Origin of the sequence: Streptomyces botrytidirepellens (assembly GCF_003721215.1) — a bacterium.
Classification (GTDB): domain Bacteria; phylum Actinomycetota; class Actinomycetes; order Streptomycetales; family Streptomycetaceae; genus Streptomyces; species Streptomyces himastatinicus.
On the sequence record NZ_RIBZ01000032.1, the window covers coordinates 18,118 to 43,925 of the forward strand.

The window sequence follows — 25,808 nt, forward strand, 5'->3', positions numbered from 1 at the left end:
TACAAACAGTCACATATAGGGTGCCGTGTGGCGCGGGAACGTACGGATGGTCCGCGTGACACGGGCTGGACCAGAGGTGGGGTTCAGATGAAGGAAAGGCTCTCAGCAGCGCACACTGGCTCTGAGCGCGCTCGGGCTGGCGTTCCTGCACTGGTTGCGGGCACGCACAAACCACTCCGTTGCTACGTACTCGGGCGGCCGGACGCGCTTGTCAGTGTGGTACTCCCACGGACGCGTGGTGGCGTACGGCCCCATCGCTTCGAACACTGTGCCTGCCTCCGCGTACAGGCGGGCCGCCCAAAGCGCGTGGGCCAGGTGGTTGAGGTCCAGCAGTGAGCGAGAAGACGGCTGGGAGAGCTGGAACCAGTTGAGTAGTCCCCACATGGCCTCTCTGCGAGCTCGTTCATCAACCCACGCCACATCCAGATGGCCTCCTGGCGATCGCCGCTGCCGCCAGAGTGCTGTACGCACGTACAGGGGGAGCACAAGCAGAGCCGAGCCCTCCGGCGTCCGCTCCATGACCCACTGCACGAACAAGTTGGCCTGCCCCCAGGACCCACCCGTCCGGGTAGCCAGAAACGACATCATCTGGTGGTGGGCCTCGCGGTTATAAAGGTCCCGAGCGGTGGCCTCGTAAAGCAAGCCCCACGGTCCGGGTGGCAGCGTCGTCTCAGGAGGAACCTGCCGGTGCACTGCCGCCTGCTGGTCCTTGTCCATCAGCGCGAGGCGCAGGCGACACACCCAAGGCACGGGATCTGCTGGTGCATAGTGCGCCGCGAGGAGGCACGCCTCTGCTGCCTGTTTCCACATCTCCTGAGTACGCGGGTGTCGGCAATGGTGAGCCCGAAGCGCACGCTCTACCAGTACCCGTGCGTGCATCACACGCCCGGCCGGGCTGGCCGGCTCCTCCTTCAGCCACGCACCGACCACACTGGAGCCCGCAGCGGCCTCTCCCAAGACCTGGGTACGGTGAGACCACATGGCCCAGTCGACTGGGTAGTTGACGTGTGTCAGCAACGCCCGCATCGACATCCAGCGCCCGGTCCGCAGGTCCTGGAGAACGGTCCTCAGCGCGGTGTCGTGCCCGACCATGTCTTTGTCGAAGGACGGAGTGACGCTCGTGCGTGACCGAGCCGACCCGATCATGCGGTCGCCTCGAGTTCGGGGCTGACGAACTGCCGGCACGGGGCGACGATTCGACCGTCCGGGAGGAGCTCACCGGTGTCGTCGAAGAGCACAACTCCATTACACAGCAGTGCCCACCCTTGCTGGGGGAAGTATTCAAGGAGGTGAGCGGCCTCCCTGTCGGCGGCGTCGGCAGACGGGCATGACGGCTGATGCTGACACGGCATGGTGACGACCCCTTGCAGAGGGCTCCGTTGACGAGTGGACGGGCTTGCCTTGCCTCCCGCGCAGTGAGCCTCGCCACCGAGGTTGGAGTCGCGCATGCGGGCACCGGGCTGTGACGAGTCGGGCTTGCTGCGCCAGCAGCCGCTTGCTTGATTACTCATGAACTACCTCTCGCGAGCCGACGTGCGCGACCCCGATGGGCGGAGCCCCGGGGGGTGGCTGGGCGTCAGGATCCAACGAGAAGAGCGATCTCGTACACTCGCGCTGCAATATTGCAGAAGGCGCGTAATATTGCCGACGGCAATACCTCCATGCAGAGGTGAGCATGTCAATCGCGTCGAACTCACGATGAAGCCGCGGGGGTGGAAATCATCGAACACCAGTGCAGTAAATGCGGCCGCAACCTGAACCGCTACAACGAAGCTGATGTTTGCGCCGCGTGTGAGAAGACATCAGGGGCTTCGTTGCCTGCGCCGATCCCTGAGCACGTATGGGCGAACGAGGACGTCCGCGCGGCACTCGGGACGCTGGACCTCGGCGCCCTCAGCCGGTCCGTGCGCCAACTGATGTCGCTCTCGCAAGAGGACTTCGCCGTACTGGCAGGTGTCGGACAGGCGTTTGTTTCGCAGCTGGAATCCGGGGCACGCCGCGTCGTCAACATCAAGAAGGCGGTCGACATCCTGGAGTCGCTCGGCGCCCCACCAGGCCTCGTGGGACTTCCGATGCGGGGCTCAGGGCCTCGCGCTGGCGTCAGCCAGGAGAGCGGTCACATGCTGGCAGCGAAGGCGGCCCGGGACTCGTTAGCGTTTTCCGAGACGCTCACGCCCAGCAACGTGGATGACCAGACCCTCGACTCTCTGTCGTTCGAGCTGTCCCGAATTGCGACAACTTACGTACATGCGCCTCTTTTCCCGCTCTTTACTGACCTTGTTCAGGTTCGTGATCGCATATTCGAGCTCCTCAAAGGGCGGCAGCGTCCGCGGGAAACTCGCGAGCTTTTCATGCTGGCCGGCACGTCCTGTCTGCTTCTTGCCCATGCCACCCAGAACCTTGGGGACACGCGCTCGGCAATGGCCCAGGTGGACACCGCGTGGGCATGCGCAGAACAAGCCGAGCACACCGGACTTCGAGCATGGACCCGTGGGACGGGAGCGCTCATCGCTGAGTGGTCACCACAAAACCGCATGGCGATCAAGCTCGCCGAGCACGGCTTCACTCTTGCCCCGGCCGGAGAATGCCGCATTCGCATAGCAGCCATTGAGGCACGTGCAGCTGCCCGTGCGGGAAACCGCGAACGCGCTAGGGAAGCGATCGCCCGCATGAACCGTGCCCGTGATGAAGACCCCGAGCCTGATGCCATCACTCAATTTGGTGGCCTGCTTACTTTCCCTATTGCGAAGCAGGAATACTACCTGGGAGGCGTCTATGCACTACTTGGCGATTACAGCCTAGCTGAGAAGCATCACGCCAATGCCTTGCAGGAATATGCCGCCGGCGTACCCGAGGACCGCTCCTACGGCGACGAAGCCCTCGCGCACATCGACATCGTGACCGCCAAGCTGGCATGCGACGACACCGACGGGGCCGCCCGGCACCTCCAGCACATCCTCAAACTCCCGCCGAAGCTACGCATCCGCCAGCTCGGTACAGCCATGACGCGCCTGGCAGGCACCCTTGCCGCGTCGAAGGACGCTGATGTTCGCGGCCTCGCCGACCTTGCCAGGGACTACCAAGTGATCAACAGTGAGAACGCGCTAACGTCCCTGTGATGACGCCCACCTATGAAGATCATGAAGATGCTGTCCTGGCCGCCTCTCGCCAGCTCGAACTGCCTGCACGCGGCCTGACTCTGCTTCACAACCACGCCACGCCCGTCTACCTACTCCCGCAGGCAAAAGCCGTTGCCCGGGTAGCCACTGCAGACCAGCGCGCATCCGTACAGCGGGCAGTCGACCTATCGCGCTGGCTGGTCGAGCACAGCGTCCCGGCGACAGAACCACTCGACGTCCCCCAACCGATCGACTGCGGGCCCTACGTGATCGCTTTCTGGGTCCACTACCCGCAGCCGGACACTCCTCGTCCAAGCACGCTGCAGCTAGGCCAGATCCTTCGACAACTGCACGACCTGCCACATCCCCCGGTCGAGCTGACAAACTACCGCCCACTAGTGTCACTAGAGGCAACGGTACAACAGAGTGCGAAGCTTACTGCCCGCGACCGCGGGTGGCTTCTTGAATCCGTCGCCATGTCGACAGAAGCCTACGACAAACTGGAGTTCCCTCTGGGGGAAGGCTTCATCCATGGAGACGCATACCCGGGAAACACACTCTGGGACGGAAATAGGGTTGTACTCGGCGACTGGGACGAAATAGCATTCGGCCCCCGAGAAATTGACCTCGCAAACACCTTCCAAGGAGTTCGCTTCGGGCGCACGGAAGGCGAGCTGTCCGATTTCGTTCACGGATACGGGTACGACCCGCGATCCTGGTCAGGCCTGGCTACGTTGATTAAAATTCGTGATCTCCATACACTGGGATCGTATATTAAGCGAGCTGATCGTGGTGATGAAGCCGCTGCCCAGCAGCTCATCTTCCGAATAGAGACACTTCGAACAGGAGATTCCAGCGCCAACTGGAGCCCCTGCTAGAACTTCGGCCCGCAGGTCTCAACGCATCTGGCATTAGCGATGTCTCCACGCGATAGCGGCCCCCAACTGGGTTACCCAGCGACAAGACGCGTGCGCTGTGCCCTCTGCCCGCTCGGCACCGTGCGAATCCCACCACGGTGCCGAGCGCTGCATCTGTCCGCCGCCAGGCGCTCGGCAACGGAGCCCGGCGCCATCGCACCTGAGGGCGCCCCGCTCGGTGGCGATGCGCTGCCGCGAAGGCGAAAAGGCGGCTACCGACTGTTATAGCAGGCCATCGCGGACCGCCTGCTCCGCCTCGTCGAGCCGGTCCAGCAAGGTCAGGGCGGTCTCGTGCCGGGCTCTGGCGTACGCCTGCAACGGAGCGTCCAGGCCATGGGGCTGGTCCAGAACCTCGGTGAGGGGGTACGCCGAGGCGAGGGTCCAGGCGCAGCCCACCGCTACGGTGGACAGCAGGTCCTCTGGGCGCGCGGCGCTGTGCGCTTCTCGGTAGGCCGATATCAGGTCGGGCAGCCCGGCCAGCCACTCATCGCCTCGCAGCACAGTCCGGTGGTCCAGCACGAGCCGTGCCACTTCCCACGCTGTGAACCGTGGGCGGGGCGGGCGCGGCAGATCGCCGGGAGTACGAGCGCAGCACCCGTGCCTTCCCTGAGCCGGAGACTGCGGTCACCCAGGCGTCGGTCCTGATCGCTGCGGTCCACGGCGAGGCGCCGCTAGGCCAAAGCCTCCCGCGCTGCCGCGTGCGCTACAGCAGCCCTCCCAACGGCAAGACGCGCTCGGTGAGTTGTCCGCGCAGCTTCCCTCCGGCGGTGTCGGCTTCGGTGAGCCAGCCGGAAGTGATCAGCAGTTCGGCGTGCTTGATGACGTCCTCGGGCGGCAGGGCGCAGAACGCGGCGGTCTTGTCCAAGTGGAGTCCGCCGTCCTCGGGGCGTCCAAGGCGGCCGTCGGGGCGGGTGTGGGCGGCGGTGTACAGGGCCAGGAGCCGGGTGGCGGCGGCCAGTCTCTTCTTGCGGAGCTTCCGATCACCCACCGTCTTCTGGGCCCAGCCGGAGATCCTTGAGCGGGTGGCCTTGCCGAAGGCGAACGGGCGGGGCTGCTCGGGCAGCAGCGTAGGGACGGTGATGGCGGTGGGGTCTTCGAGGGAGGCCATCACTTCGGCGACGGTGCAGGGCAGACGCAGCCAGTCAGCCGCGACGAGCTGCTGGAGCACCCGCTCGGCATCGTCCTGGAGCCAGCCGGTGAGATCCTGGCCGGTGACGTTCCCAGTGCCGTCACGGAAGGTCCGCAAGGTGAGCATGAGTACCGCCAGGCGAACCTCGGCCTCGGGGTGCGGGGAGTGGGTTTGGACGTAGTCCAGCACGGCGCGGGCGTGCACGGCCTGGTGCCGGGTCAGCAGCCGTTCTACAGCTGGTCCGTCGTCGCCCACCGTGCCGCAGGCGGGCTGGCCTGTACGGTTTTCGTGCATCTCGCGGGTGGTCTGCGCGGCCTTCTCGGCGCGCTCCGCCTCGTGGCGCAGGGAGCCGTCGCCGCTCACGTCGGCCCACTGGCGGAGGGCGTGGGCCTTGCGCTCGTGGAGGTGGGCGAGGAGGGCGAGGTCGGGCTCGGTGCGCTGCTGGTAGGCGCGGAATGCGTCCCCAAGCTCGGTCAGCTCCATTCGGAGGCTGTCGGGCTCAAGGTCATGCGGCACGGTCCGCTGCGCGATTTTCCCCCACGGCTTTTCCCTCGGTGACGCGGTGCCCGGTGAAGCGGCGCGGGCACGAGGGAGTGATGCCGGTGTGGAGCCCGGGGAAGAATGGACATCGGCTTCGGAAGAGGGGCCGCTGCTGGAGAAGACCGCTGTCACCCCATCCTCCACCGTGCCGTCTGCGGGCTCCCGCCTCGCGGCCGAACTGGTGCGGGCCGGGGGCGTAGCAGTTGCCAGGACACGGCAGTCGGGGGTGGCGGCCGCGCACCGCGTGCACATCTCCGCGATCCGCCACAGCCTTCCGGCACGGTCCGCGTACACGGTCAGGACGATCGGACCGCCGCACCGGACCGCCACTGGCCGCGCGGCGCCACGTTGTCCGGCGGTGGGGTCGGGGGTGTGCCACGAGCAGTCGGCGACGCGGCAGGCGCACCCGACGTCGCGGGGCCCGCCGCTTGCGTGGATGCGGGACAGGTGCAGGTTGACGTGTTCGACCGCGGCCTTGCGCCCAGCAGCGGCGCCGCTGGGAAAGCGCTGATCGGCGCAGGCTGGGCGGGAGCAGGAGAGCTGGACCGCGCCGGCGGAGGGACGGCCGTAGGGGCTCAGGCGTACCGTCCACACCCGCCCTGCGACGCGCTCCTGCTGCGTGTCGGCCTCCACCGCCATGTGCGTACTCCCAGCGTTGCTTGTTCCGTTGCCCCGGGTAGTCCCCATCATGGGGGATGCTGGCCGATCGGCCCCTGAGGACACCGGAATTTCAGCCTGCCGTGCCCCACTGACGACGTGCTTTCCGGGCCGTCCCTCACACAGCCTGGGGATGCTGACTGGATTCGCCTCCCTGGTAGGTCGAGGTGAGTTTGGATGGGGTCGTGGCCTCGTAAGGTGCCCGAGGGAGGGGATTGCTGGTGGTGTTCAGGCGTTCTGGGAAGACGGAGCTCTCGGCGAAGCGGTTGCTGTGGAACTCGGTGGCCTCCGGGCCCTCTCGGTTCTTGGGCGCGGGACGGCGCCATGGCTGGGTGCTGTACCGGTGGGAGACGGAGTTTGGGGAGGTCGTGCTCGCGCACACGGTGCGCGGTGAGATGGGGATGACGTTCCCGAATCATGCTCTGCTACGTGAGCTGGCCGAGGGCGCCGTGGCCCTGGCCGTGGTCGAGCCCGACTACGGGCCTCCTGAGGGGCCGAGCCTGGAGGTGATCGACGCGGCGGGCCCGGATGAGTACTACGGCACGACCTGGCGTCGCCTGGAGCGGGTGCTCGGTATGCCCGCACCCTACTGGCATTCGAATCTGCGCGATCCCGACCTGATGGTGGACTGGAATCCCGGCGCGCCCGTCCTGCATGTGCCAGCCGTCGTCACTCCGGACCCGGAACCGCTGTTGCGCCTTGCCGCGGAGGAACCCGACGGCTCCCACGCGGCCGTGGCCGCGCTCGCGCTCGCGCGCGAGGCTGTGTGGGACTGTGCCGAGGCCGCGCGCAGAGAGATCGCCGAATACGTCGACGCCAGCGATGCCATCGCCTCAATCGCCGTCGCCGCCCGTCCGCTCATGCCGCACCCTCCGCAGCCGGTCGCCGAAGAAGTCCTGCGAGACGGGTGGAGGACGGTCCTGTCCCGCACCGACGTCCTCGCCGCCCGCTGCGCTGCATTGGGGCAGGCCCTGGGAGTGAGCAGGTACTTTCCCGGCGTCCGCAAGGTCACCGTGGACCTTCAGTGCGCGCAGGCCCGGCAGTGGGCCTCCCGGCTGGTGTCCTCGCCGCGTACCGCCCTCGCCTTCCCCCTTGGTGCCGCCGAGGGCGACATCCTCATCGACCCGGTGACCGACATGCCCGCCATACGAACCAGCGAGGGAATGGTCGAGACCGTCGCCCCGCAGCGGCTGCCGGCGCACTCGCCGCTCGCCACGCTGACCATCGGTCGCGGCTCGGTATGGGTGACCACCGAAGACGGGACGGTTTTCGTGGCGCCGCAGGTCGGCGGCGGCTACACCTATGGTTATGGGGGTGGCGGCCCGATGGCGCTGGCCCGGCTCATCGACCTTCTTCTGAAGGACACCACCCATGCTGCGCCCGGGCACGACGGACAGTTGCCGTCGGCAGGTCTGCGCCACGCCACCGAAGTGGGCTGGAAGGGCCGCACTCCGCCCTTCACTCTGACTCGGTCAGAACTCGAAGCGCTGCGTGACGCATGAACAGCGCAGACCGATCAAGAGCGCCTGGCGAGGACAGTGGCGCCATGGCTGGCATAACCCGACAGCGTCCTCATGAGGAGACAACGCCCCCGTGGATTTCCCGGCATTCACCGACTCGGCACCACTGACCGCGCTCGAGATCGAAGCGCTGCGTGCCCTGCACGTCACACTGCAGGACCTCCGGCACGAGTACGAATCCGCGCTCGCCGTCACCCACCGCTACCAGCGGCTGAAGGAGAACGCGGAGGTGTACGCGCAGGGCCGGGGCCTGACCCACCACCCCGACGCCTTGCACCAACTCGGCCGTCTTGCCTACCGCTACGAGCGCGGCGTCGGGTTGCTCGTCTGGCGCTACGCGAGCGCGGCCGCGGTACTGGGCATCAGGGTTCTGGACCGCATCGTGGGCGATAGGCCCGCGCTGACGGCGGTCGCGGTGACGCGGCTGTGCGAGGAGCCGTCCCTCGGGCAGTTGCGCGATGCGTTGTCGATCCCGTGTTCCGACCTGCTGATCGCACGCGAGCCCGAAGTCCAGGACCGGCACGAGGAGAGGCGCCACGCGCTGCTCCGTGCGGTGGAGGACATTATCGAGTTTGCTGCCGAACTCGAGAAGGGCCCGAGGGACACGGCCGCCTTGTGGTCCGGGTGGCTCACGACTTTCGACCGCCCGGACGTGGACCCGCTGTACGAAGGTGTCCTTGACGGGCTCCTGAGCTTGGCCGGCCAGCTCCCCTATGAGATCAGCTGGTACCTCACACAGTCCCGGGCGGGCGCGTTGCCCCACCAGACCCGCACCTGACACAGACAGCGATGGACGTGGAAGGGGACGCGTCGCTCGGCCTGCCGGGCGGGCTCCGCGGGCGGGCCAAAAGGGGTCTGGTCCGGTGTCTGGCGATGGGTCATTGCAGATCGCCGGTGGCGGGCAGTTCGGTGATCGGTGAGGGCGCGGGGTGGGGGATGCCCCACCGCATGTGGGCCGTTCGGGCTGCCAGTTCGGCCTGGTGGTATCCCTGGTCTCCCCAGCCGAGCAGCGCGGCGGCCTGCTCGGGCGTGGCCAGCAGCCGGGCGAAGCGGCGGCCGGTGGCCGGGTCGATGGCGGAGGGGCCGATGGCGGTGACCGGGGCGGCCAGCCGCAGCCGGGCGCATTCGCCAATGCCGCCGTAGACGGCGCCCACAGCGTCGTACACCCAGCCCAGCCGCTCGACCTCGCCGAGGGTGAGCTGAGCCTCTTCCTCGGCCTCACGTACCAGCGCGGCTTCGGGGGAGGCATCTGTCGGTTCGACGGTGCCGCCGGGGAGTGTGGCCAGCGCCTTGGCGGGGTCGACGACCAGCACGACGCGTCCGTCGGGGACGAAGAGCCAGCCCCACGCCTGGGGGATCGGGTAACCGTCCGGGACCCGGCCGGGATGCCAGGGACAGTGACGTCCGGACCGGGGCCGGGTGTGGAGCTGGTGCCGGTCCAGGGGCGGCACGGTACCGGCGTGACGATCGCCGACAAGGTGAGCGGTGGTGCCGGCCAGGCGGGCACGCAGAGCGGCCAGCATGAGCTGCGCGTCCATCGGGGTCATCCGCTCGGCCGCCGCCCGCGAGTCGAGGAAGGCGAACGCACTGAGCTCGTCAGGAGGCAGACGCAGGGCTTCGATATCCGCTGCGGTGAGAACCCCGCCGTCCAGTACGTACTGCACTTCTCCGGGGAAGGGCATGTCTGCGGGGATATCGCGATGGTCAGGGGCGAGCCAGCGCACCGCCAGGAGCCTCCCGGGCGTTCGCGACAGACCGAGTTCCTCGTGGATCTCGCGACGGCAGGCAGCGTCGGGGCTCTCGCCCGGTTCGGCGCCGCCGCCCGGCAGCAGCCATCCACGGCGGTAGGTGGGCAGCACCAGCAGGACGCGGCCCAGCTCGTCGGTGAACAGCGCCGTTGTGCCGAGCCAGACCGCGTGCCGGGAGCGGGCGTACTGCTCCTGGCTCATCCGCGGTTGCTCGGGGACGTCGGGGGCGTTTCGGGTTGGTGTGTCCATCTCGGCTTCCATAACGTCAAGGAGGCGGTCAGTACGACAACCGCGGGCGGCCGCCAGCGCGGACCGGCGGGGCAGTGTTGGTGACCGGCGCGACCGGTCCTGGCCTTGCGGCCTGGCTCGCTGATCTGTGTGCGGTGAGGGTCGAATTGCAGGCGGCTGCGGGGCGCTGCGGCGAGAGGCAGGGTGTTGCCGGTTGTCATCGCAGGCCATCGCGGACCGCCTCCTCCGCCTCGTCGAGCCGGTCCAGCAAGGTCAGGGCGGCTTTGTGCCGGGCTCTGGCGTACGCCTGCAACGGAGCGTCCAGGCCATGGGGCTGGTCCAGAACCTCGGTGAGGGGGTACGCCGAGGCAAGGGTCCAGGCGCAGCCCACCGCCACGGTGGACAGCAGGTCCTCTGGGCGCGCGGCGCTGTGCGCTTCTCGGTAGGCCGATATCAGGTCGGGCAGCCCGGCCAGCCACTCATCGCCTCGCAGCACAGTCCGGTGGTCCAGCACGAGCCGTGCCACTTCCCACGCTGTGAACCGTGGGCGGGGCGGGCGGAAGTTGATGAGCGCGGCCACGCTGTTGCCGCGCAGCATCAGGTTCGGGGATGCGAGATTCCCGTGCACGATCTGCGTGGTCAGCGGCGGCAGGTGCTTCAGAAGCGTGGCGACACGGGTAAGCAAGGCCCTGCGTTCGTGGGCCGTCTCCAGTACCCATGCGTCGACCGGGCTGAGTTGTGCGCGTTGGCCGAGCTTGGCGATCAGCCGGTCGAAGCGGGAACGAGCCCGCGACAGGGTGCACACCCCGGCCCCTGGGAGTGTCCGGGGCCCGGCGGCTGGATGTTCGGCCAGCCGACGGTGCAGATGGCCGAGTGCGGTGCCGACTGCCTGCCACCTTGTGCCGGACAGCCCGTCGTCCGCGGTCTCGGCCCCACCGATGTACTCCCGCACCGACATCGGGATTCGTCCCAGGCGCTCTACGAGATCGCCCTCGACCGTGCGCCGCGCCGCCGGAACCGGCACCTGGCCTGCGCGCGCGAACTCCGCCAGTTCCACCGCGTCCCGTTCCCGGTCCAGCGCGGCACGGCTGCGGTAGACCTCGGCGACCCACTGGCGGCCTTCCTGGTCGGTGACTCGGAAGGCCGCCGTGATCGTGCCGACGGGGATCTGCTCTACCTCGGCCGGGAGCACGCGGTAGGCGAGGATCAGGGTGTCGGCGACCGCGGTGATGAGTTTCGCTGTGTCACTCATCTGCGCCGCCCGTCTCAGTTCGGGCCTCCGGCCCGGCGCATTCCGCCGAGCCCGGCCAGCGAAAGACGAGGCGGGAGGTGTGTTTGGTCAGCACCTGCCCCGCGGGCAGCTCGTGATCGGGCATGTTGGCGGGATGGACGGTCATCTGCGGGTAGCCGGAGTGGCGCACATGCTGGTCCCAGTCGCGTACGCAGGTGGCCATCCGTTCGGCCAGGATGGGCCCGGCCGGGCCGTAGGCGTGGACGCAGAACTCCCACCGGCTCTCGGTCGGTGTCTCGCCGTGGCGGAGGTTCACCAAGGTCAGGTACGCCAGGGACCCTTCGCCGATGAGGGCGGCCGCCCCCTGTCCGGGTGGGGCGGCGACGAGCGGGTTGTCGGCGGAGCGGTCCGGGGTGAGGCGGCAGAAGCCGGTGAGGGTGGTGGCCGCGTACAGCTGGAGGGTCGCGTAGGAGTAGCCGCCAGGCAGGACGACGCCCGTGGCCACCTCGTGCCGCTCGCCGCGCAGCGCCTCGTCGAGCCCGGTGGCATCCAGCACCGGGCCGTCGTGGAAACGGAGCCGCAGTAGCCCCTCGGCGAGCGGGACCTTCGGGGTGGTGCGGGCGGCGCCGCCGCGGTCCCGAAGGAATCCGCAGTAGGTCCAGTCGCGTGCGTGCAGCACGTCTCCCTTCCGCTGGAGGGCGATTGCGCGCGTGTAGCCGTGGATCTCCAGGGGGAGGACGAGGTACCGGCCTTCTGCCAGTTGCTCACGCCAGGCGGGGGCGACATCCCACACGTTGTGGGTGATCACGCTGCCGTCGAACCCTCCGGCCGGGACGTGGCCGGGGGCGCCGAGGCTGCCGTCGCCGAGCACGGCCGTGACCCGGCCGCTGCCGGCCTCGGCGCACAGTCGCCGGGTGCGGTGGATGACGTGGGGGTCGAGGTCGACGGTGATTACCCGTCCGGCCGGGGCGGTGACGGCGGCCATCAGCTCGGCGTTATAGCCGCCCGAGCCTGCCTCGAAGACGACTGCCCCTGGGTCCAGGCGCAGTTTCTCGATCATGTCGGCCTGAAGCCAGGCCGCCGAGATGGAACTGACCGCCCTCCCGGTCTCGTCGCGGCGGGTGACGATCGGCAGGTCGTGATCGTAAGCGGCGGGCAGGGGGCTTTCGGGGATGAACCGATGCCGCGGTACCGCCCTTAGCGCCTGCTGCACTCGCGTTGAGGGGGCCCAGCCGCCCGCGATGACGGTGTCGGCCATCTGGTTGCGCAGCCGGACGGCCTCCTCCGGCTCGCCGTCGACCGTTGGAGGGGTGGTGGCGTGCGGGTAGGAGTGCACCGGCGGCAGGTCGGGCAGCACGCCCGGCCACACCGCCTCCAGGGCCTGCGCAGATGGGGCGAAGACCGGGCCCAGACTGGCCAGGGTGTGCGGGTCGTGCCACTCCCACCGGGTGAAGCGGTGTGGCTCGGGCAGGGCCAAGTCGCCGGTCCAAGCGGTGATGCGGACCACGGCAGAGATGCGGCGGACATCCACGCGGTCGTCGTGGAGGATCGTCAGCAGGTGCGCGTCGTCGAGGCTGGCCTTCAGACCGGTCTCCTCGGCCAACTCCCTCACAGACGCGGCCTCGGCCGACTCGCCGGTCTCGAGCCGACCGCCGGGCAACTCCCACATACCCCGGGTGGAACGCCCGAGCAGCACGCGTCCGGCGGCGTCGGTGACGACGGCACACGCGCCGAGCACCGCCTGCGGCTCCGGACGTCCCTTCTCCACCGTGGTGAACCCTTGCTGCGGCTCGCGCAGCACCAGGAACGCCAGGCCGTCGGCATCGCGCCGCTCCGCCTGCTCCCAGCCCTCGGTCAGCAGGCCGATCTCATCCTCGTCCAGAGCGGTGTCCCGCCGCTCCTTGGGTGTACTGGCCACCAGGGGGGTGATGATCACCAGCGCCCCGCCGGGCCGCAGCCGGGCGCTCAGGGCGCGCACCGTACGGGCGCGGTCGCGGAGGAAGGCGACACTGAGCCGCATGGTGATCAAGTCATATCCATCCTCATGCAGCTCGACCGGGTCGTCGTGCTCGACGTCCAGCCACAACCACCGCACCCCGTCCGCGTCGGCATGCTTCGAGCAGGCCCGCACGAGGGCGCCCTCGGCGAAGTCCGCACCGTCAACGGCGTAGCCCAGCGAGGCCAGGAACACAGCGAGTTCCCCGGCCCCGCAGTACGCGTCGAGAGCCCGTCCGCCCTCGGGCGCCGGAACATGCTCGACGAACAGAGCTTTCTCCTTGTCCCCGAGCGGCCGGAAACCACGGCCCTCGGCGGAATGCTCGGACCACTCAACCCGGGTGTATCTCACAGATCACTCCTCATGACGAAGGGCGGGGAAGTCGGCAGGCCGCTCGACTACGGCAGGTCGACGGGGCCGTAGAGGGCGGGCGACTGCTTGGTCTACAACGCCCAGTACCGGTCGCCGTACGACCAGTGCCAGAACTCCGTCGCGTAATTGACCAGTCCGGCTGTGGACAGCGCGCCTGCGAGGGTGGCCCGGTTCGTCCGGGCTCTGGCGCTGAGGCCGGGGGCATCGGTGTAGCAAGCGCCGTTGGATTCCTCCGGCGAGGCGTTGACGCGTGTGCCCATGTCCAGCTCGTGGCCTTGGTCGTCGACGAGCGTCACGTCGACGGCCGCTCCGGCTGAATGCGGCGCGATCTCCGGGGGCGAGACGAAGCGGCTGGCGGCATCCCGGATCTGGGCGGCCTGCCAGTCGGGATGGGCGCGGGCCAGCTCCTCGGAGTACTCCTCGAAATAGCGCCTTTGCAGGGACGGCGGCCGGAATCCCTCCACGAACAGCAGGCGCATCCCTGCGGGCAGCAGCGACTGAGCATGGAGCAGCCGGTTGAGGACTCCTCGCCGAACGTGTGCGAAGGCTCCGGTGTCATCCATTCTGCGGAGGTCGACGTGGATGCCGTGCGTGCGGACATCGACGAGTTCCTCGCCGCACTCCTGCACCGGGATCGCGGCCACCCGTCGGTCGGACATCAACACGACGCTGCTCACTCGTTCCCCCAGTCCCAGGTGCCGAAGTACGCGGCCTCGCCGGTGCGGCGGGCCTCTGCCACAGCGGTCAGCCGTTCGAAGTCGCGGTCAGGCATCAGCGCCCTCCACTCGGCCAGGGGCAGAACGCGGACCTCGTCGTGCTCCTGCGGGTTGAGGGTGATGCCGCGGATCTGCTCCGCGGTGAGCCGGCCGCCGTCGAAGACCATCCCGATCGTGCTGTAGGGCCACTGGGCACCCGGCAGCCCGAACACGGTGGCCAGCAGCCGGGGCGGACCGGCCACGGTCAGGCCGGTCTCCTCCCGGCACTCGCGTACGGCTGTCTCGAAGGGCCGCTCGCCGATGTCCATCGTTCCGCCGACCAGCTGCCACGGGTGGGCGGGGGAGTAGACGGAGTGCAGTTGGAGCGGCTGGCCGTCCTCGTCGGTGAAGTAGACGCACGCGAACGCGGTGGCTTTGAGGACCGTCTCGGCGTACTGCTCGGGCGGCAGCCAGGCCGGGCGGCTCTCCGGGGTGCCCTCTGCGGCCGTCGGTTCGAGGCGCGTCATCCGCATCAGCGCCGGACTGCCCGTGAATCCCAGCTCGCGGTAGAGGGGTTGCGCTTCCACGCTGGCGTGGAGCTCGAACAAGGTGACGCCCTCGGCATCTGCGAGGTGATCGAGCAGCGCGGTGACCACCGCGCGGGCGTAGCCGCGGCGCCGAAAGTCCGGGTGGGTGGCGACGACGTGCACGCGGGCCGCCAGGCCCCGGGGGTAGCCCGGTGCCGGGAGCACAGGATGGATCAGGCCGAGGGCGCAGGCGGCCATCGTGCCGTCCGGGGCATCGACGACGACGGCCCGCGCGTCACCCGCCGGAGTCAGCCGGGGCGCCAGCTCGTCCGTGCACCGCCCGATCCACTCTTCGCTCAGGGGCTGGGACAGGACATGTTCGGAGCGCATCCGGACGATGCCCTCGGCGTCAGCGGAGGTGGCCGCGCGGACCGGCACTCGCCCGGTGGCAGTCTGCGGCTCGGCCGCGGCAGTGCGTGCCATGTCGGCGTTCACCAGGCTTCTCCTGTCGATGAGAGGGATCCGGGGTGCTCGGCTCGCAGCCGGGACAGTGCCCGCCGGCCGCGCTCGACCAGCTCGGGATCACCGTGGGCGAGCCGTACGCGATCCCACTCACCGAGTCGAGAGCTGCGTCGATGACCAGCCGCGCCTCCTCGGCCGGAGTCAGGTGCCTGCCGTACCCGGCCAGGAACGCCTCGTACAGGTCAGGACGGCCGACCCAGGCGTCAGACAGGCGGACCAGATCCCGTACGACCGGCCCCGGCTCGCTGCGCCCGAGGTCGATCACCGCCACGAAGGGCCCGGAGTCCTCTGCCTCGTCCGTGGGCGCGGGTGTATCGGGGCCGTAAAGGATGTTGCGGAGCTGGAAGTCGCCGTGGGTCTCCACCCACTCCAGCGGCTCCAGGTGCTCGGCCTGCGCGACGAGGTCGCGGACGAACTTTTCATCGCCCGGCCGCAGATGGGCCCGCGCCGCCGCCAGTTGCCGGTCCGCCTTGGCGATCGCCGGGCCGCTGCTGGCCGGAGCGGGACGGGCAGGGGAAGACTGATGGATGCGTCGGGCCAGCGCGCCGATCCGGTGGAAGATCGCCCTCTCCCGCTCTGGGGCCAAGACCACGCCGTGCAGCAGACGGCCCGGCACTGCGGTGATCACCACCGCCCGCAGCGTCTCGTCTGCAGCCACCAGCCGGGGCGCGGCCGCGCCCAGTGTCGGTGCCCACGTCCGCAGGCCACGTACCTCCCTGCTGTGGAACCGCTCGTTCTGGTGCACCTTCACATACCAGGTGGCACCCTGGGCGCCGTGGGCACGCCAGACGCGGCTGTTCTCGCGCGTCCACGACGTGTCCGTCCACTTGGTGATCCGGCCGACCGCCCGCTCCGCGAACTCCACGACCGCGGCGTCGGGACCGGTGGGACCCGGCCTGCCGGTCACGTCCGGGACGAGGTGCAGCCGGTCGGCGCCGGGGTCGAAGGCGATCGCGTCGCCGGGCCGTTGGAAGTGCACGGCCAGGCGTGCGCCGGCGGTGTAGGCATCCAGACCGGCGCGGCAGTACGCCACCATCTGCGCGGGCAGCGCGTCCAGGGGCGCCCATTCCATCGCGTCGCAGACGTCCGGCTCCGCGATCCGGGGCTCGCCCTGCCACCGTCGGAGCTCGAAAAAGTGCCCGGTGCGACTGGCGCCCTCGGGGCTGCGGTGGTGCACGGTCACGGCGGCCCGCACGTCGGCCGGGTCGATGACGACACCGCTCTCCTCCCGCGCCTCGCGCACCAGGGCGGCGACGACGTCCTCGTGCGGACCGTCCAGATGCCCGGAGACCAGGTGCCACAGGCCCGTGGCGTACACCTGCCCGGCCCGCCGCGACAGCAGAACCTCCGGCCCCGCGGCCGTCTCCCGGCGCAGGATCAGATGGACGTCCACCGGCTCGGTGTGCCGCTGCCCGCCGCTCACCGCGCACCCCCCGGACGCCGGGCGAGCAGGACCGTGAACACGGCCTCCTCCAGCAGCGATCCGCCGTCCGCGAGCTCGTCGAGCAGCGCCCGGGCCTCCTCCTCGAACGCCGCATGCCGCTCGGCGAAGAGCTCGGCCCCGGCAAAGGACGTAGTGCGCAGATAGCCCAGCACCGTCTCCGGGGTCCAGGACCGCGTGATGGGGAATGGGTGCTCGGCCACGTCGCTCCACGCCGAGTCGGCGAGTTCCTCCTGGAAGGGCCGTACGGGCTTCGGGTAGTCGCCGAGCACTCCGGCTCGCCGCCCGGGCCCCAAGTAGCGCTGGATCAGGTCGCGCAGAGCCTGGGTCCAGTCGGCCTCGTACGTCCACAGGCTTCCGTCCCCCATGATCGCCAACGTGGCCTGCGGGGCGGCAATCCGGTGCGCCATCGCCAGCACATCCGGGCCGCTCATCCAGTGGTAGGCCCGGCAGCAGGTGATCAGGTCCGGCGTCCTTCTCTCCTCCCCCGGCAGCGGTGCGAGGGGCGCGTAGATGTCGGCCGAGGTCTGGATGAGGCTGAGCGTGCAGTCCCCGAGCACCGGCGTGAGCGCGGCCCGGGCCTGGTCGAGCATCGGACGGCTCCAGTCGACCGCTTCGATGTATGCGAGGGAGGGGAGGGCCTTGAGCAGGGCGCGGGGGACCTGCCCGGTGCCGGTGCCCAGGTCCAGCAGCGTGGGATCGGGAAGGTCCCGGACGGTGTCGGCCAGCAGCTCGGCCGCCTCGGCCGGCACGCCCGGCCGGTAGCGGTCGTACTCGGCGGCGGCCGCCGCGAACAGTTCTTCCTTGCCCGCAGGGAGGCTGGGGAAGGGTTCGTCGGGATAGGTCACGTGGATGCTCCGTCGTCGAGCGGGCGGGGGGTGGGAAGGTGCCAGGACAGACGGCCGCACGCCGATACGGCCCGCTGGCCTCCGTCCGGCTCGAAGAGGAGGCGGTAGCGGTCGGGAGAGCCTGCCGCTCGCCACCGGGTGGCGAGAGCCTGGATCTCTCTCCAGATGTCGCGCGGTCCGTGAGTGATGACGCTCCAGCGCCGATGGCCCACCGGCTTCACGCGCAGCCACGAACCGCAGCCGGGCGCGCCGATGACCAGGTGCTCGGCGCTGAAGTCCCGTACGAGGCCGCCGCCGAGGAGATGGTCGGCCGCCAGCCACAGGCCCCGGTCTGTGTCCGCGGGCAGGGCTAGCGTGCTCCGTTGGGTCCGCGCGCCCGGCGCGGTGGTGATGTGCTGCCGGAACTCCTCGGTGAGGAAGATCCGTTCCATGCCGTGCCCGGCCCGGTGGGCGAATTCCACGGCCCGCAGCTCCGCTTGGAGTTGCCCGTCGGCGGTGCGTTCGACGATGGCGAGGGCGGGCCACGATGGGGACGCGGTCGTCACGTGTACGAGCAGCTTGCCGCCGGGGGCGAGCTGCTCGATGAGGGCGGTGGGCACGCGCTCCACCGTGTACGACACGAAGATCCGGTCGAACCCCCGGCCTGGGCAGCCCACTTCGCCCGATCCGTGCACCACCTCCGGCCGGAAGCCGAGGTCGGCCAGCCGTACCGCTGCCGCGTCGGTGAGGTGCCGGTCCCGGTCGAGGGTGACCACCCCCTGGTCACCGCAGACCTGGCAGGCCACCGCGGCGGTCACCCCCGCACCGGTGCCGACGTCCAGCACCCGCTGACCGGGCCGAAGATCCAGCTCCTCCAGCAACACGGCAGTCACGCTCATCACGGTGGACATCGACGTGATCGCCGCACCTGACCGGGACCCGCGCGCCCGGCCGAGGAGCGGCTCCCCGTCGTGCTGGACAAGCACACTGGCCCCGCCGTACAGCACCTCCACCAGTTCGGGGCGGTCCTGCGGCGCGGCCCAGTCCAGCAGGTCCCACCGGGGCGGCTTCTCTCCGGGGGCGCTGCGTCGCACGTACGCCTGCGGCATCAGCACCTCGCGGGGCAGCACCATCAGGGCGTCGCGGACAAGACCCGGCCCCAGCACTCCTTGCTCCTCCGTCTGGGCGACCATCGCCGCCCGCGCGGCGGCGGCGTCCAGCGCCGGGCGTTCGGCCTGTTCGGCTTCACAGGGCCGTATCGAGCCCGCTTCAGTGCGGAGGCCAGCCGTGCCCGGGCTGCTAGCTGCTGCAGTGGGCGTGCCGCTCATGCCGTTCCCTCCAGAATCCGTCGCAGGGCTGCGGCGTCGCGCTGGAGCACAGCCTCGTCTTGGCGCCTGTGATCGAGTAGAGCGAAGGGCACTGGTCCGCCCGGGGCCGGGTCCTGGGCCGCCTCGCGGCGCGGTACCAGATGCCAGTGCGCATGCGGGATCACATTGCCGAGCAGCAGATAGTTCATCTTCACCAGCTCGTAGTGCTGCTCGAGCGCTCTGCCCGCAGTGAGAACGTCGCGCCAGAAGGCAGCCGCTTCCTCAGCCGACAACTCGGTCGGCTCGGCGACATGCCGCGCGGTGAAGATCACGACGACGTAGCCACGGACTTGCCCAGACCGCCAGAGATAGGTCTGGGAGACCTCACCGCGATGCAGCAACACCCCCCACCCGATGTCGTCGGACCGCCAGTCGTTGCCACACATCGGACAACCGCGGCCGGCCCGGTGCGCGAAGAAGCCTTCAGGCCAGGAAGCGGTAGCGGGCTGCTGAAGCGCCACAGGGCTCACCAACCCATCGCGGAGTAAAGGCGCCCGGCGAGGATCCCGTCGATCGCCAGCCGGGTGTACGGCACGACCTCGGCTGGGAGATCCTTTGGCTTCCACCACCGCCACTCCACGCACCGGTCGGGCTCCCGGATCTCCGGGGTGCCCAACCAGGACCGGGCCCGGAACACCAGCTGGATTCGCGGCCGGGCGCCCGGCGAGTCGACGAGGTGGACCAAGTGCACCAGCTCGACCGCGCTGGGCTCGATGATCAGCCCGGCCTCTTCCTTGGCCTCCCGCACCAGACCGCTGATCACCTCTTCCCGCTCGCAGTGCCCGGCCAGAAAGTGCCACGTGTTCCCCGCGTACGCCGAGTCGGGGTGACGCAGACCAAGGAGGATCCGCCCGTGCTCGTCCTGGAGGTAGAGGTGGACACCGACGATGTGCAGCTCGGTCCCGTCCGGTGCCTCGTGGCGCAGCAGACGGACGCCGTCCGGCGGGCTGCCGACCGCCGGGTGCTGGGCCGAGTGGCGGCGGACCAGGTCACCGGTGCCCGGGCTCAGACACAGACGGTCCAGTACGTCGGGAGTGAACCATCGCAGCAGCACGCCCTCTTGCAGGTCCACCGTGTCGGGGTCTCCGCTCCAGCGGCCTGCGTAGACCTGGATGGGCACCGCGAGGCCGTCGACGCTCGTCGCCTCCTCCACGGCGTACGGCGTCAGATCCGCGGGCTCCAGGCCCGGGACTTCCTCGGCGAGTTCCCGCCGCAAGGTCGCCTCCAAGGAGAGGTCGCCCATCTCGCGGCCTCCGCCAAGGAGAGCGAATACCCCCGGCTCCCAGATGCCGTCACGCTGATCTCGCAGGTGGAGCAGGTAGCGGCCCTGACCGTCGTGGATCAGAACAGACGCGTTGACGGGCTCCGGCCGCCCGTCGAGCCCGGATTCCAAGAGCTTGGCGCGCAGCGTCGGGGAGCGGACGTCGGCGAACGAGAGCCACTGGGCACCGCAGACCTCCTCGTCCTGCAACTCCAGCGGTGGCGGCTGCTCGGCTGTCAGGTAGAACGCGAAGCGGAAGTCGAAGTGCTGGTGGCGCGGCTCGCCCTTGGCCGGATTGGCGTCGATGTCGTGGACGTCGATATCGAGCGGCTCGCCGAGGAACTGCGGGGTCAGGCACAGGTGTCCGCTGCGGATTCCGGTTTCCTCGGAGACTTCCCGCAGGGCAGCGGCCAGGAGGGTCCGGTCGTCCTCCTCGGGGTGGCCGCCCGGCGTGAGGAGCTTCCCCGATGCCTTGTGGCCGATGTGCAGCACGCGTCGACCGTGGTCGATGACGACCGCGCTGCAGGTGACATGGCCCGGCAGCGTGGCACGGCTGGAGGGATCGCCGGGGCCGTCGAGTACGGCCAGCAGCCCGGCCAGCCCCTCCCGCTCACACGGATGCCGGGCCAGATACGCCTCGGCGGCTGCACGGATATGGTCGCGGGTGAGCGGCACGTCATCACCTCGGGGGTTCGTGGGCGTGGGTCGGTCGAAGGAGTACGTGACCGTCGGCGGGGTCGTCTCGGCTGAAGGGGCGTCGGGGCGGCTCATGCGTGTGGCCTGTGCTGCTAGCCGTCCGGCTCGGAGGTGACCTGGTAGGACAGCAGGATTCACGCGGCGCCTCCGTCCAGAGAGGGGTCCGGGCAGGAGTCGCCGGTACGTGCCGGTCCGAGCCTTGGTGGGGACGGCTCTGTGGGACCGGCAGGACTCGGGGGCGGGTCGGGCATCTGCCGCAGCCCGCGCAGCGGGGAGCAGGCCAGCACCGCGAAAGGCACGACGAGCAGGAAGGTGCCACCGATCAGGGTGGGCCGTACCCCGGCCCATGTGCCGAGTCCTCCGGCGAGAAGCGCGGCCACCGGTCGGGCGCCGGAGGTCAGCCAGGTGCTCACGGCCTGCATCCGTGCCCGCATGCCCTCCACGGTGATGATCTGGCGAATCGAGCGCTGCGTGGTGCCCGCGGCCCCGGCGCAGGCCAGTTGGAGGAACAGCGCGGCGCCGATCGGGATCTCCCAGCCAAGGCCGGGGGAGGCGAGTAACAGCGGGATCTGGGTCAGTGGCGTGATTGCGAGGGCGGCGAGCATCATCGGGCCGGGCCCGAACCGGCGGGCGAGGGCCGGGGCGGACAGGGCCCCGGTGGCCGCGCCCAGGGCGCCGAGCCCCAGGACCACGCCGAAGGCCGTCGCGCTCATCTCCAGGACGCGTAACAGGTACAGCGCCCAGAGGGTGTTGAGCATCGCCAAGGCGAACGACGTCGTTGCGTTGACCCAGGTGAGTACGCTGAGCCGGTGGTCGGCGTGCACGTACCGCAGGCCCTCGCCGATGTCCGCCCGCAGCTGACGGCCGTCGCTGCGTACCCGGTTGGGCTCGCGGGCTCGGATACGGGCGGTGCACCAGGCGCTGATGAGGAAGGAGCCGATGTCGCCGAGCAGGGCCCGGGCGGGGCCCAGCAGGGCGGTCAGGGCGGCGCCGAGGTTGCTGCCCGCAGTCGCGGCGATGGCGTACAACGCCCCGATGTGACTGTTGCTGCGCTGGATCCGTGACCGGTCGACCAGACTCGGCAGCAGGCTGATCGCAGCGGCGTCGTGCACCACACCCGCTGCGCCTTGTACCGCGGCGACGGCCATGAGCTGGGCCAGCGTCAACGCGTCCATGGCGGCCGCCGCCGGGACCGTCGCCAACGCCACGGCACAAACCAGGTCGCCGATGATCATCTGGCGTCGTTTGGCATGACGATCGGCGAGCGCACCCGCGTGCAGGGCGAGCAGCGCGGGCGGCAGCTGGCCCAGGAACATCAGCCAGGCCACCTGCGCGGTACTGGCGTCCAGCTCCAGGACGGCCAGCACCGGGAGGGCCATCGAGCTGATCGAGCTGCCGGCCACGCTGGCGGTCTGGCCGGTCAGATACCGACGGAAGTCGCGATGCCGCCCCAACGCGGCGCCGGCGGACTCAGGACCACTGCGGCGCGGTGCGGCCGCAGGCACCCGGCGGCGGGTCACAGGGCGTCCTCGTGCCGGTCCGTGTCGCCCCGCGGTGCGGGGAGCGTCTCGCCCGCTGGCAGGGCGAGGCCATACTGAGCGGCCTGAGCCGTGTACATCGTCCGGTAGAGGCCACCGTCGAAGGCCATGAGTTCGTCGTGGGTGCCCTCCTCGGCGATGAGGCCCTGGTCGAGGACGTAGATGCGGTCGGCCTTCGCGGTCGCGGCGAGCCGGTGCGTGACCAGCACGACGGCGTGTCCGTGCTCGGCCAGTGACCACAGCCCTTCGAATGCGGCGATCTCCGCGTGGGGATCGAGTGCCGAGGTGGGCTCGTCGACGAGGAAGAACGGTGCGTTGCGGTACAGGCTGCGAGCGGTGCCCAGCTTTTGCCACTGCCCTCCCGAAAGCTGGACACCGCGCTCGTACCCTTTGAAGACGATCGAGTCGTAGCCGTGCGGAAGCCCTTCAATGAGGTCATGCACGTCGGCGGCGTGCGCGGCCTCCTTGACCTGGTCCATGTCGCGGGGGCGATCGCCCGCGCCGATGGCCACGTTCGTCGCGGCGGTCATTTCCCAATGCGGGAAGTCCTGTGCGAGCAGCCCCACGTGGGCAAAGACCTGCCCGCGGTCTGCCGCACGGAGTTCGACCCGCTCGCCGGACGCACCCGTCCACCACACGTTTCCGTCAGCGGGCAGCAGCAGACCGGAAAGGACCCGGGTCAGGGTGGTCTTGCCCGAGCCGTTCGCGCCCACCAAAGCTGTCACCTCGCCACGGTGGACGGACAAACTCACGCCCTTCAGTGAAGGGGACGCTGCGCCGGGATAGGAGAACGACACGTCCTCGACGTGCACGGCGGTCACGGGGGACGGCAGTGGGACTCCAGTGCGCGGGATGGCGTGTTCGGCTGCCAGCTCGGTAGCGTTCTTGGTGTCGGTCAGGTGGAGCATTTCCTCGTAGAGCCGGTTGACCTGCTGGACCAGGGAGGTCAGCCGCGTGGTGCAGTTGCGGATGGCGATGACCGCGGTCCCGCCGACGGCCAGCGCAAGGCCGCCGCTGTTCAACAGCCACCACAGCAGCCCGTAGCAGGCGAGAGACGCCAGACCGGAGAACCCGCCGGCGACCAGGTCGGTGTGCGCTTGCGCTCGCGCCAGACGCCGCTGCTCCGCCTCCGTCTGCTGGGACATCTCCTCATAACCGGCCAGCAGCTTCCTACCAGCCGCGTGCGCGCGGATCTCGCCCGCGGCGTGGGGCCGGGTCAGGTACGCCAGCAACGAAGAGATGGCGCGCCGGTGATCGATCCAGTTCAGCCGCGAGGTGTAGTCGCGACGAGCGGAGCGCACCGCGCCCCACCCTTTGGGCAGGGCGATGGCCAGCAGCATCGGCAGCAGGATCCAGTGCAGCGAGGCCAGTACGACGGCGGCCGCCACCATGCCGATCACCACGCTGGCCACGCCTACGGACATGCGCAGCATGAGGCGGGCTGAATCAGTGCCGAACTTTCCTGCCTCCAGCACGCGTTGGATCTCCGGCCGCTCGGTCGCCTCCACCTCGACCCGGGTGACGGCCTCGTAATAGCGAGCGGACACCGCGCGCTCCACCTGCGGCTCCAACCGGCCGGACATTGCGGTCGACCACGCGGCCAGCAGGGCCGTCCCCACCGCCAGCACCGCCAGCACCACCAGCGCCGGCAGGGCTTCACGGAGCTTGTTCGCGGTCGGCCCGTCCGCGAACAGCTGGGTCAGGACACCGTTGACCGCCACCAGACCCCATGCGGCCGTCACGCCCTGGCCAAGCTGGGCCGCCACGACCCCGGCCAGCGCTCGCCGGTCGACCTCCCACCCGGTCCGCAACACCATCCCCGCCATCCGGGGTAAGGCAGCCGCCATCTGTGCGAAACCCAGGCGGACCAGGGCCCCTTCGTGGTGCACGAAGGACTTGTCCCAACGCAGCCGGCCCCCGTACAGCTCCCGCTCGGCATTCGAAATACCGCTCGCCGACCGGCTCGGTTTCCTTCGCATCTTCACGCCCGTCGCCCCTGCCCGAACTCCTGCGCAGGCACCTCGCGCGCACCCTTGGGTCCGGCCCCCGGCGGCGGTGCGTCGCGTGCTGCGACGTCAACGTGGCTCCATAGCACGCAGGAAGCCGGACCGTCGCCGCCGGGTTGTTCGATTGCGGCGAGAGCGGACGCTGGATCAGGAGTGAGGGCCACCGTGTCCTCCGAATGGGCGTGTCTGAGGTACTGGTGCTCTAAGAACGGAGCCGAAGATGGCACCGTTACGGTTACGTCATGAACAAACGTTCCAATAGATGGCGATTCGCCCGCCATCATGGGCTTGTCGAGGACCAGCTCATTCGAACGGGGCGGGGTCACTCAGAGGGGGAATGGTCGCGCTCGCTGAGAGTGTGCACGGTGGTCGTCGATTCCGTAGGGCACCTGGGGCTCCTTCGAATGACGCTGCGGCCGTCTGGAGGCTGTGCTGGGGGCCGAGTCAGGGGCAAGGGCCGGGGGTAGTGGGTGCTGCCGCTGTCGAGGGTGGTGCGGATTTCAGCTCACTCAGCGGCCGGGAGGGTCATGGTGGCGAGCGACTTGTCGTCGGACTGCTGTTTCCGGGGCCAACGCAGGCCCAGAGGATCGGCCAGCTCGGCTTGTCGGATCCTGTCCAGTACCAGGGCGGGGCCGTGTGTGCGGCATAGGCGGGCCATGTCGGTCCACGACATGAGGCGGTACTTCTCGACGGCGACGCTCACTCCGTCCGTCATGATCAAAACCTCGGCCAGATCCGCCACTGGCCAGGACCGCACCACCGCGTGTCGAGCGGCCTCCGGGAGTGCCTGGGCCATCCAGTAACCGTCCGGACAGTTGAGGTGACGCCTCTGGCTGTCGTTCAGCCGCGCCAGCAGGTCGCGGTGTTCGGCATCGAAGCCGTGGCCTGCTTGGAGTCGCTTCTGGTATGCCTCGAGTTCCGGGCAGGCGGTGATCACGCGCGCCGGACGGTCATCCCGTACTACCTCGACCGTTCGGTCCTTCGCGACGGCAACGACCGTGCAATCGCCCAGGACAAGCGCCTCGACGTGCTGCTCGCGTTGGCGCACCATCGAGACCGAGACGGCTACAGGCGACTTCTTCGTCAGCCCGTGCACGACAGCCAGTTCGCCGATGGCCTCCTCCAGTAGCTGCCGCAGGTCGGCATCCGGGGCGGCGGCGGCCTTCTCCGCCACCGCGTCCCCCAGGTCGTTGGCATACCAGCCGCCGACCAGCATCGTCGGGTCATACACGTGGGACTCCCCATCCAGCACGAAGACAGCTCCCGGCGCGCGGGCGATTTTGTCCTCAGACAGGCGGTCGTCCCCGCCAGGACATCCCGCCACGCAGATGTACATTCCCGGACTGGTCATGGTTCTCCTGGTTCGGTGTGCACTCCACCCCGCTGGTGCTCGGGGTATCGCCAATTGCGTCTTTGGCCAGCGGCCGGTGCCTGGGCTCGGGACCGCTCAGCAGTCCGGACCGGGCAGCAG

Annotated in this window: 21 protein-coding genes; 4 read left to right on the top strand and 17 right to left on the bottom strand. The window is 69.5% G+C overall.

The window, feature by feature from the left end; genetic code table 11:
* Positions 1–102: 102 nt before the first annotated feature.
* Together EEJ42_RS02280 and EEJ42_RS51635 are read right to left on the bottom strand one after the other, a co-directional pair.
* A complete protein-coding gene (locus tag EEJ42_RS02280) occupies positions 103–1,092 on the bottom strand; it encodes a hypothetical protein (protein WP_246095975.1) in 990 nt (329 codons plus the stop codon).
* A 50-nt stretch (positions 1,093–1,142) separates the two neighbouring features.
* Positions 1,143–1,352, bottom strand: coding sequence for a DUF5999 family protein (locus tag EEJ42_RS51635; protein ID WP_123098358.1), 210 nt, complete (start codon positions 1,350–1,352; stop codon positions 1,143–1,145).
* A gap of 360 nt (positions 1,353–1,712) precedes the next feature.
* Here EEJ42_RS51635 and EEJ42_RS02290 point away from each other — a divergent pair, with 360 nt between their 5' ends.
* Both EEJ42_RS02290 and EEJ42_RS02295 read left to right on the top strand, forming a co-directional pair.
* Positions 1,713–3,119, top strand: a complete 1,407-nt coding sequence (locus tag EEJ42_RS02290; protein ID WP_246095976.1) for a helix-turn-helix domain-containing protein — start codon at positions 1,713–1,715, stop codon at positions 3,117–3,119.
* Positions 3,119–3,997, top strand: coding sequence for a phosphotransferase family protein (locus tag EEJ42_RS02295; RefSeq protein ID WP_123098359.1), 879 nt, complete (start codon positions 3,119–3,121; stop codon positions 3,995–3,997). The genes EEJ42_RS02290 and EEJ42_RS02295 overlap by 1 nt, the downstream gene beginning before the upstream one ends.
* Positions 3,998–4,258: 261 nt before the next feature.
* On the opposite strand, the gene EEJ42_RS02300 is transcribed toward EEJ42_RS02295, so the two are convergent.
* The gene (locus EEJ42_RS02300) at positions 4,259–4,567 is read right to left on the bottom strand and encodes a hypothetical protein (RefSeq protein WP_148081825.1); all 309 of its coding nucleotides are present in this window, start codon (positions 4,565–4,567) and stop codon (positions 4,259–4,261) included.
* Between the two features lie 172 nt (positions 4,568–4,739).
* Positions 4,740–5,648, bottom strand: coding sequence for a hypothetical protein (locus EEJ42_RS54120; protein ID WP_342778231.1), 909 nt, complete (start codon positions 5,646–5,648; stop codon positions 4,740–4,742).
* Positions 5,649–6,577: 929 nt separating this feature from the next.
* On the opposite strand from EEJ42_RS54120, the gene EEJ42_RS02310 reads away from it, so the two are divergent.
* Positions 6,578–7,864, top strand: coding sequence for a hypothetical protein (locus EEJ42_RS02310; protein ID WP_148081826.1), 1,287 nt, complete (start codon positions 6,578–6,580; stop codon positions 7,862–7,864).
* Positions 7,865–7,955: 91 nt separating this feature from the next.
* Positions 7,956–8,660: a hypothetical protein gene (locus EEJ42_RS02315; RefSeq protein WP_123098363.1), complete on the top strand. Its 705-nt coding sequence runs from the start codon at positions 7,956–7,958 to the stop codon at positions 8,658–8,660.
* 100 nt (positions 8,661–8,760) lie between these two features.
* On the opposite strand, the gene EEJ42_RS02320 is transcribed toward EEJ42_RS02315, so the two are convergent.
* The 13 genes from EEJ42_RS02320 to EEJ42_RS02380 all read right to left on the bottom strand — a co-directional run bounded on the left by EEJ42_RS02320 (position 8,761) and on the right by EEJ42_RS02380 (position 25,688).
* Positions 8,761–9,879 (bottom strand): NUDIX hydrolase, encoded by a 1,119-nt coding sequence (locus tag EEJ42_RS02320; RefSeq protein WP_123098364.1) that lies wholly within the window; start codon positions 9,877–9,879, stop codon positions 8,761–8,763.
* Between the two features lie 196 nt (positions 9,880–10,075).
* Complete coding sequence (locus EEJ42_RS02325; RefSeq protein WP_123098365.1) at positions 10,076–11,110, bottom strand: phosphotransferase enzyme family protein; 1,035 nt, start codon at positions 11,108–11,110, stop codon at positions 10,076–10,078.
* A complete protein-coding gene (fxlM, locus tag EEJ42_RS02330) occupies positions 11,103–13,436 on the bottom strand; it encodes a methyltransferase, FxLD system (RefSeq protein WP_123098366.1) in 2,334 nt (777 codons plus the stop codon). The genes EEJ42_RS02325 and fxlM overlap by 8 nt, the downstream gene beginning before the upstream one ends.
* A gap of 92 nt (positions 13,437–13,528) precedes the next feature.
* On the bottom strand, positions 13,529–14,116 hold the full coding sequence (locus EEJ42_RS02335; protein ID WP_123098374.1) for a M15 family metallopeptidase: 588 nt from the start codon (positions 14,114–14,116) through the stop codon (positions 13,529–13,531).
* Between the two features lie 14 nt (positions 14,117–14,130).
* Entirely contained in the window at positions 14,131–15,162 is a 1,032-nt protein-coding gene (locus EEJ42_RS02340; RefSeq protein ID WP_221179308.1) for a GNAT family N-acetyltransferase, read from the bottom strand.
* Positions 15,089–16,624 (bottom strand): phosphotransferase, encoded by a 1,536-nt coding sequence (locus EEJ42_RS02345; protein ID WP_246095977.1) that lies wholly within the window; start codon positions 16,622–16,624, stop codon positions 15,089–15,091. The genes EEJ42_RS02340 and EEJ42_RS02345 overlap by 74 nt, the downstream gene beginning before the upstream one ends.
* Positions 16,621–17,490: a class I SAM-dependent methyltransferase gene (locus EEJ42_RS02350; RefSeq protein ID WP_246095978.1), complete on the bottom strand. Its 870-nt coding sequence runs from the start codon at positions 17,488–17,490 to the stop codon at positions 16,621–16,623. The genes EEJ42_RS02345 and EEJ42_RS02350 overlap by 4 nt, the downstream gene beginning before the upstream one ends.
* Positions 17,487–18,797: a protein-L-isoaspartate O-methyltransferase family protein gene (locus EEJ42_RS02355; protein WP_123098367.1), complete on the bottom strand. Its 1,311-nt coding sequence runs from the start codon at positions 18,795–18,797 to the stop codon at positions 17,487–17,489. Before EEJ42_RS02355 ends, EEJ42_RS02350 begins: the two co-directional genes overlap by 4 nt.
* On the bottom strand, positions 18,794–19,297 hold the full coding sequence (locus tag EEJ42_RS02360; protein WP_246095979.1) for an HIT family protein: 504 nt from the start codon (positions 19,295–19,297) through the stop codon (positions 18,794–18,796). The genes EEJ42_RS02355 and EEJ42_RS02360 overlap by 4 nt, the downstream gene beginning before the upstream one ends.
* A 5-nt stretch (positions 19,298–19,302) precedes the next feature.
* On the bottom strand, positions 19,303–20,772 hold the full coding sequence (locus EEJ42_RS02365; RefSeq protein WP_184502897.1) for an NUDIX domain-containing protein: 1,470 nt from the start codon (positions 20,770–20,772) through the stop codon (positions 19,303–19,305).
* A 155-nt stretch (positions 20,773–20,927) separates the two neighbouring features.
* Complete coding sequence (locus tag EEJ42_RS02370; RefSeq protein WP_342778232.1) at positions 20,928–22,313, bottom strand: MFS transporter; 1,386 nt, start codon at positions 22,311–22,313, stop codon at positions 20,928–20,930.
* Complete coding sequence (locus EEJ42_RS02375) at positions 22,310–24,310, bottom strand: ABC transporter ATP-binding protein (protein WP_123098377.1); 2,001 nt, start codon at positions 24,308–24,310, stop codon at positions 22,310–22,312. The genes EEJ42_RS02370 and EEJ42_RS02375 overlap by 4 nt, the downstream gene beginning before the upstream one ends.
* A gap of 532 nt (positions 24,311–24,842) precedes the next feature.
* A complete protein-coding gene (locus EEJ42_RS02380) occupies positions 24,843–25,688 on the bottom strand; it encodes a protein phosphatase 2C domain-containing protein (protein WP_123098370.1) in 846 nt (281 codons plus the stop codon).
* Between the last annotated feature and the right edge of the window lie 120 nt (positions 25,689–25,808).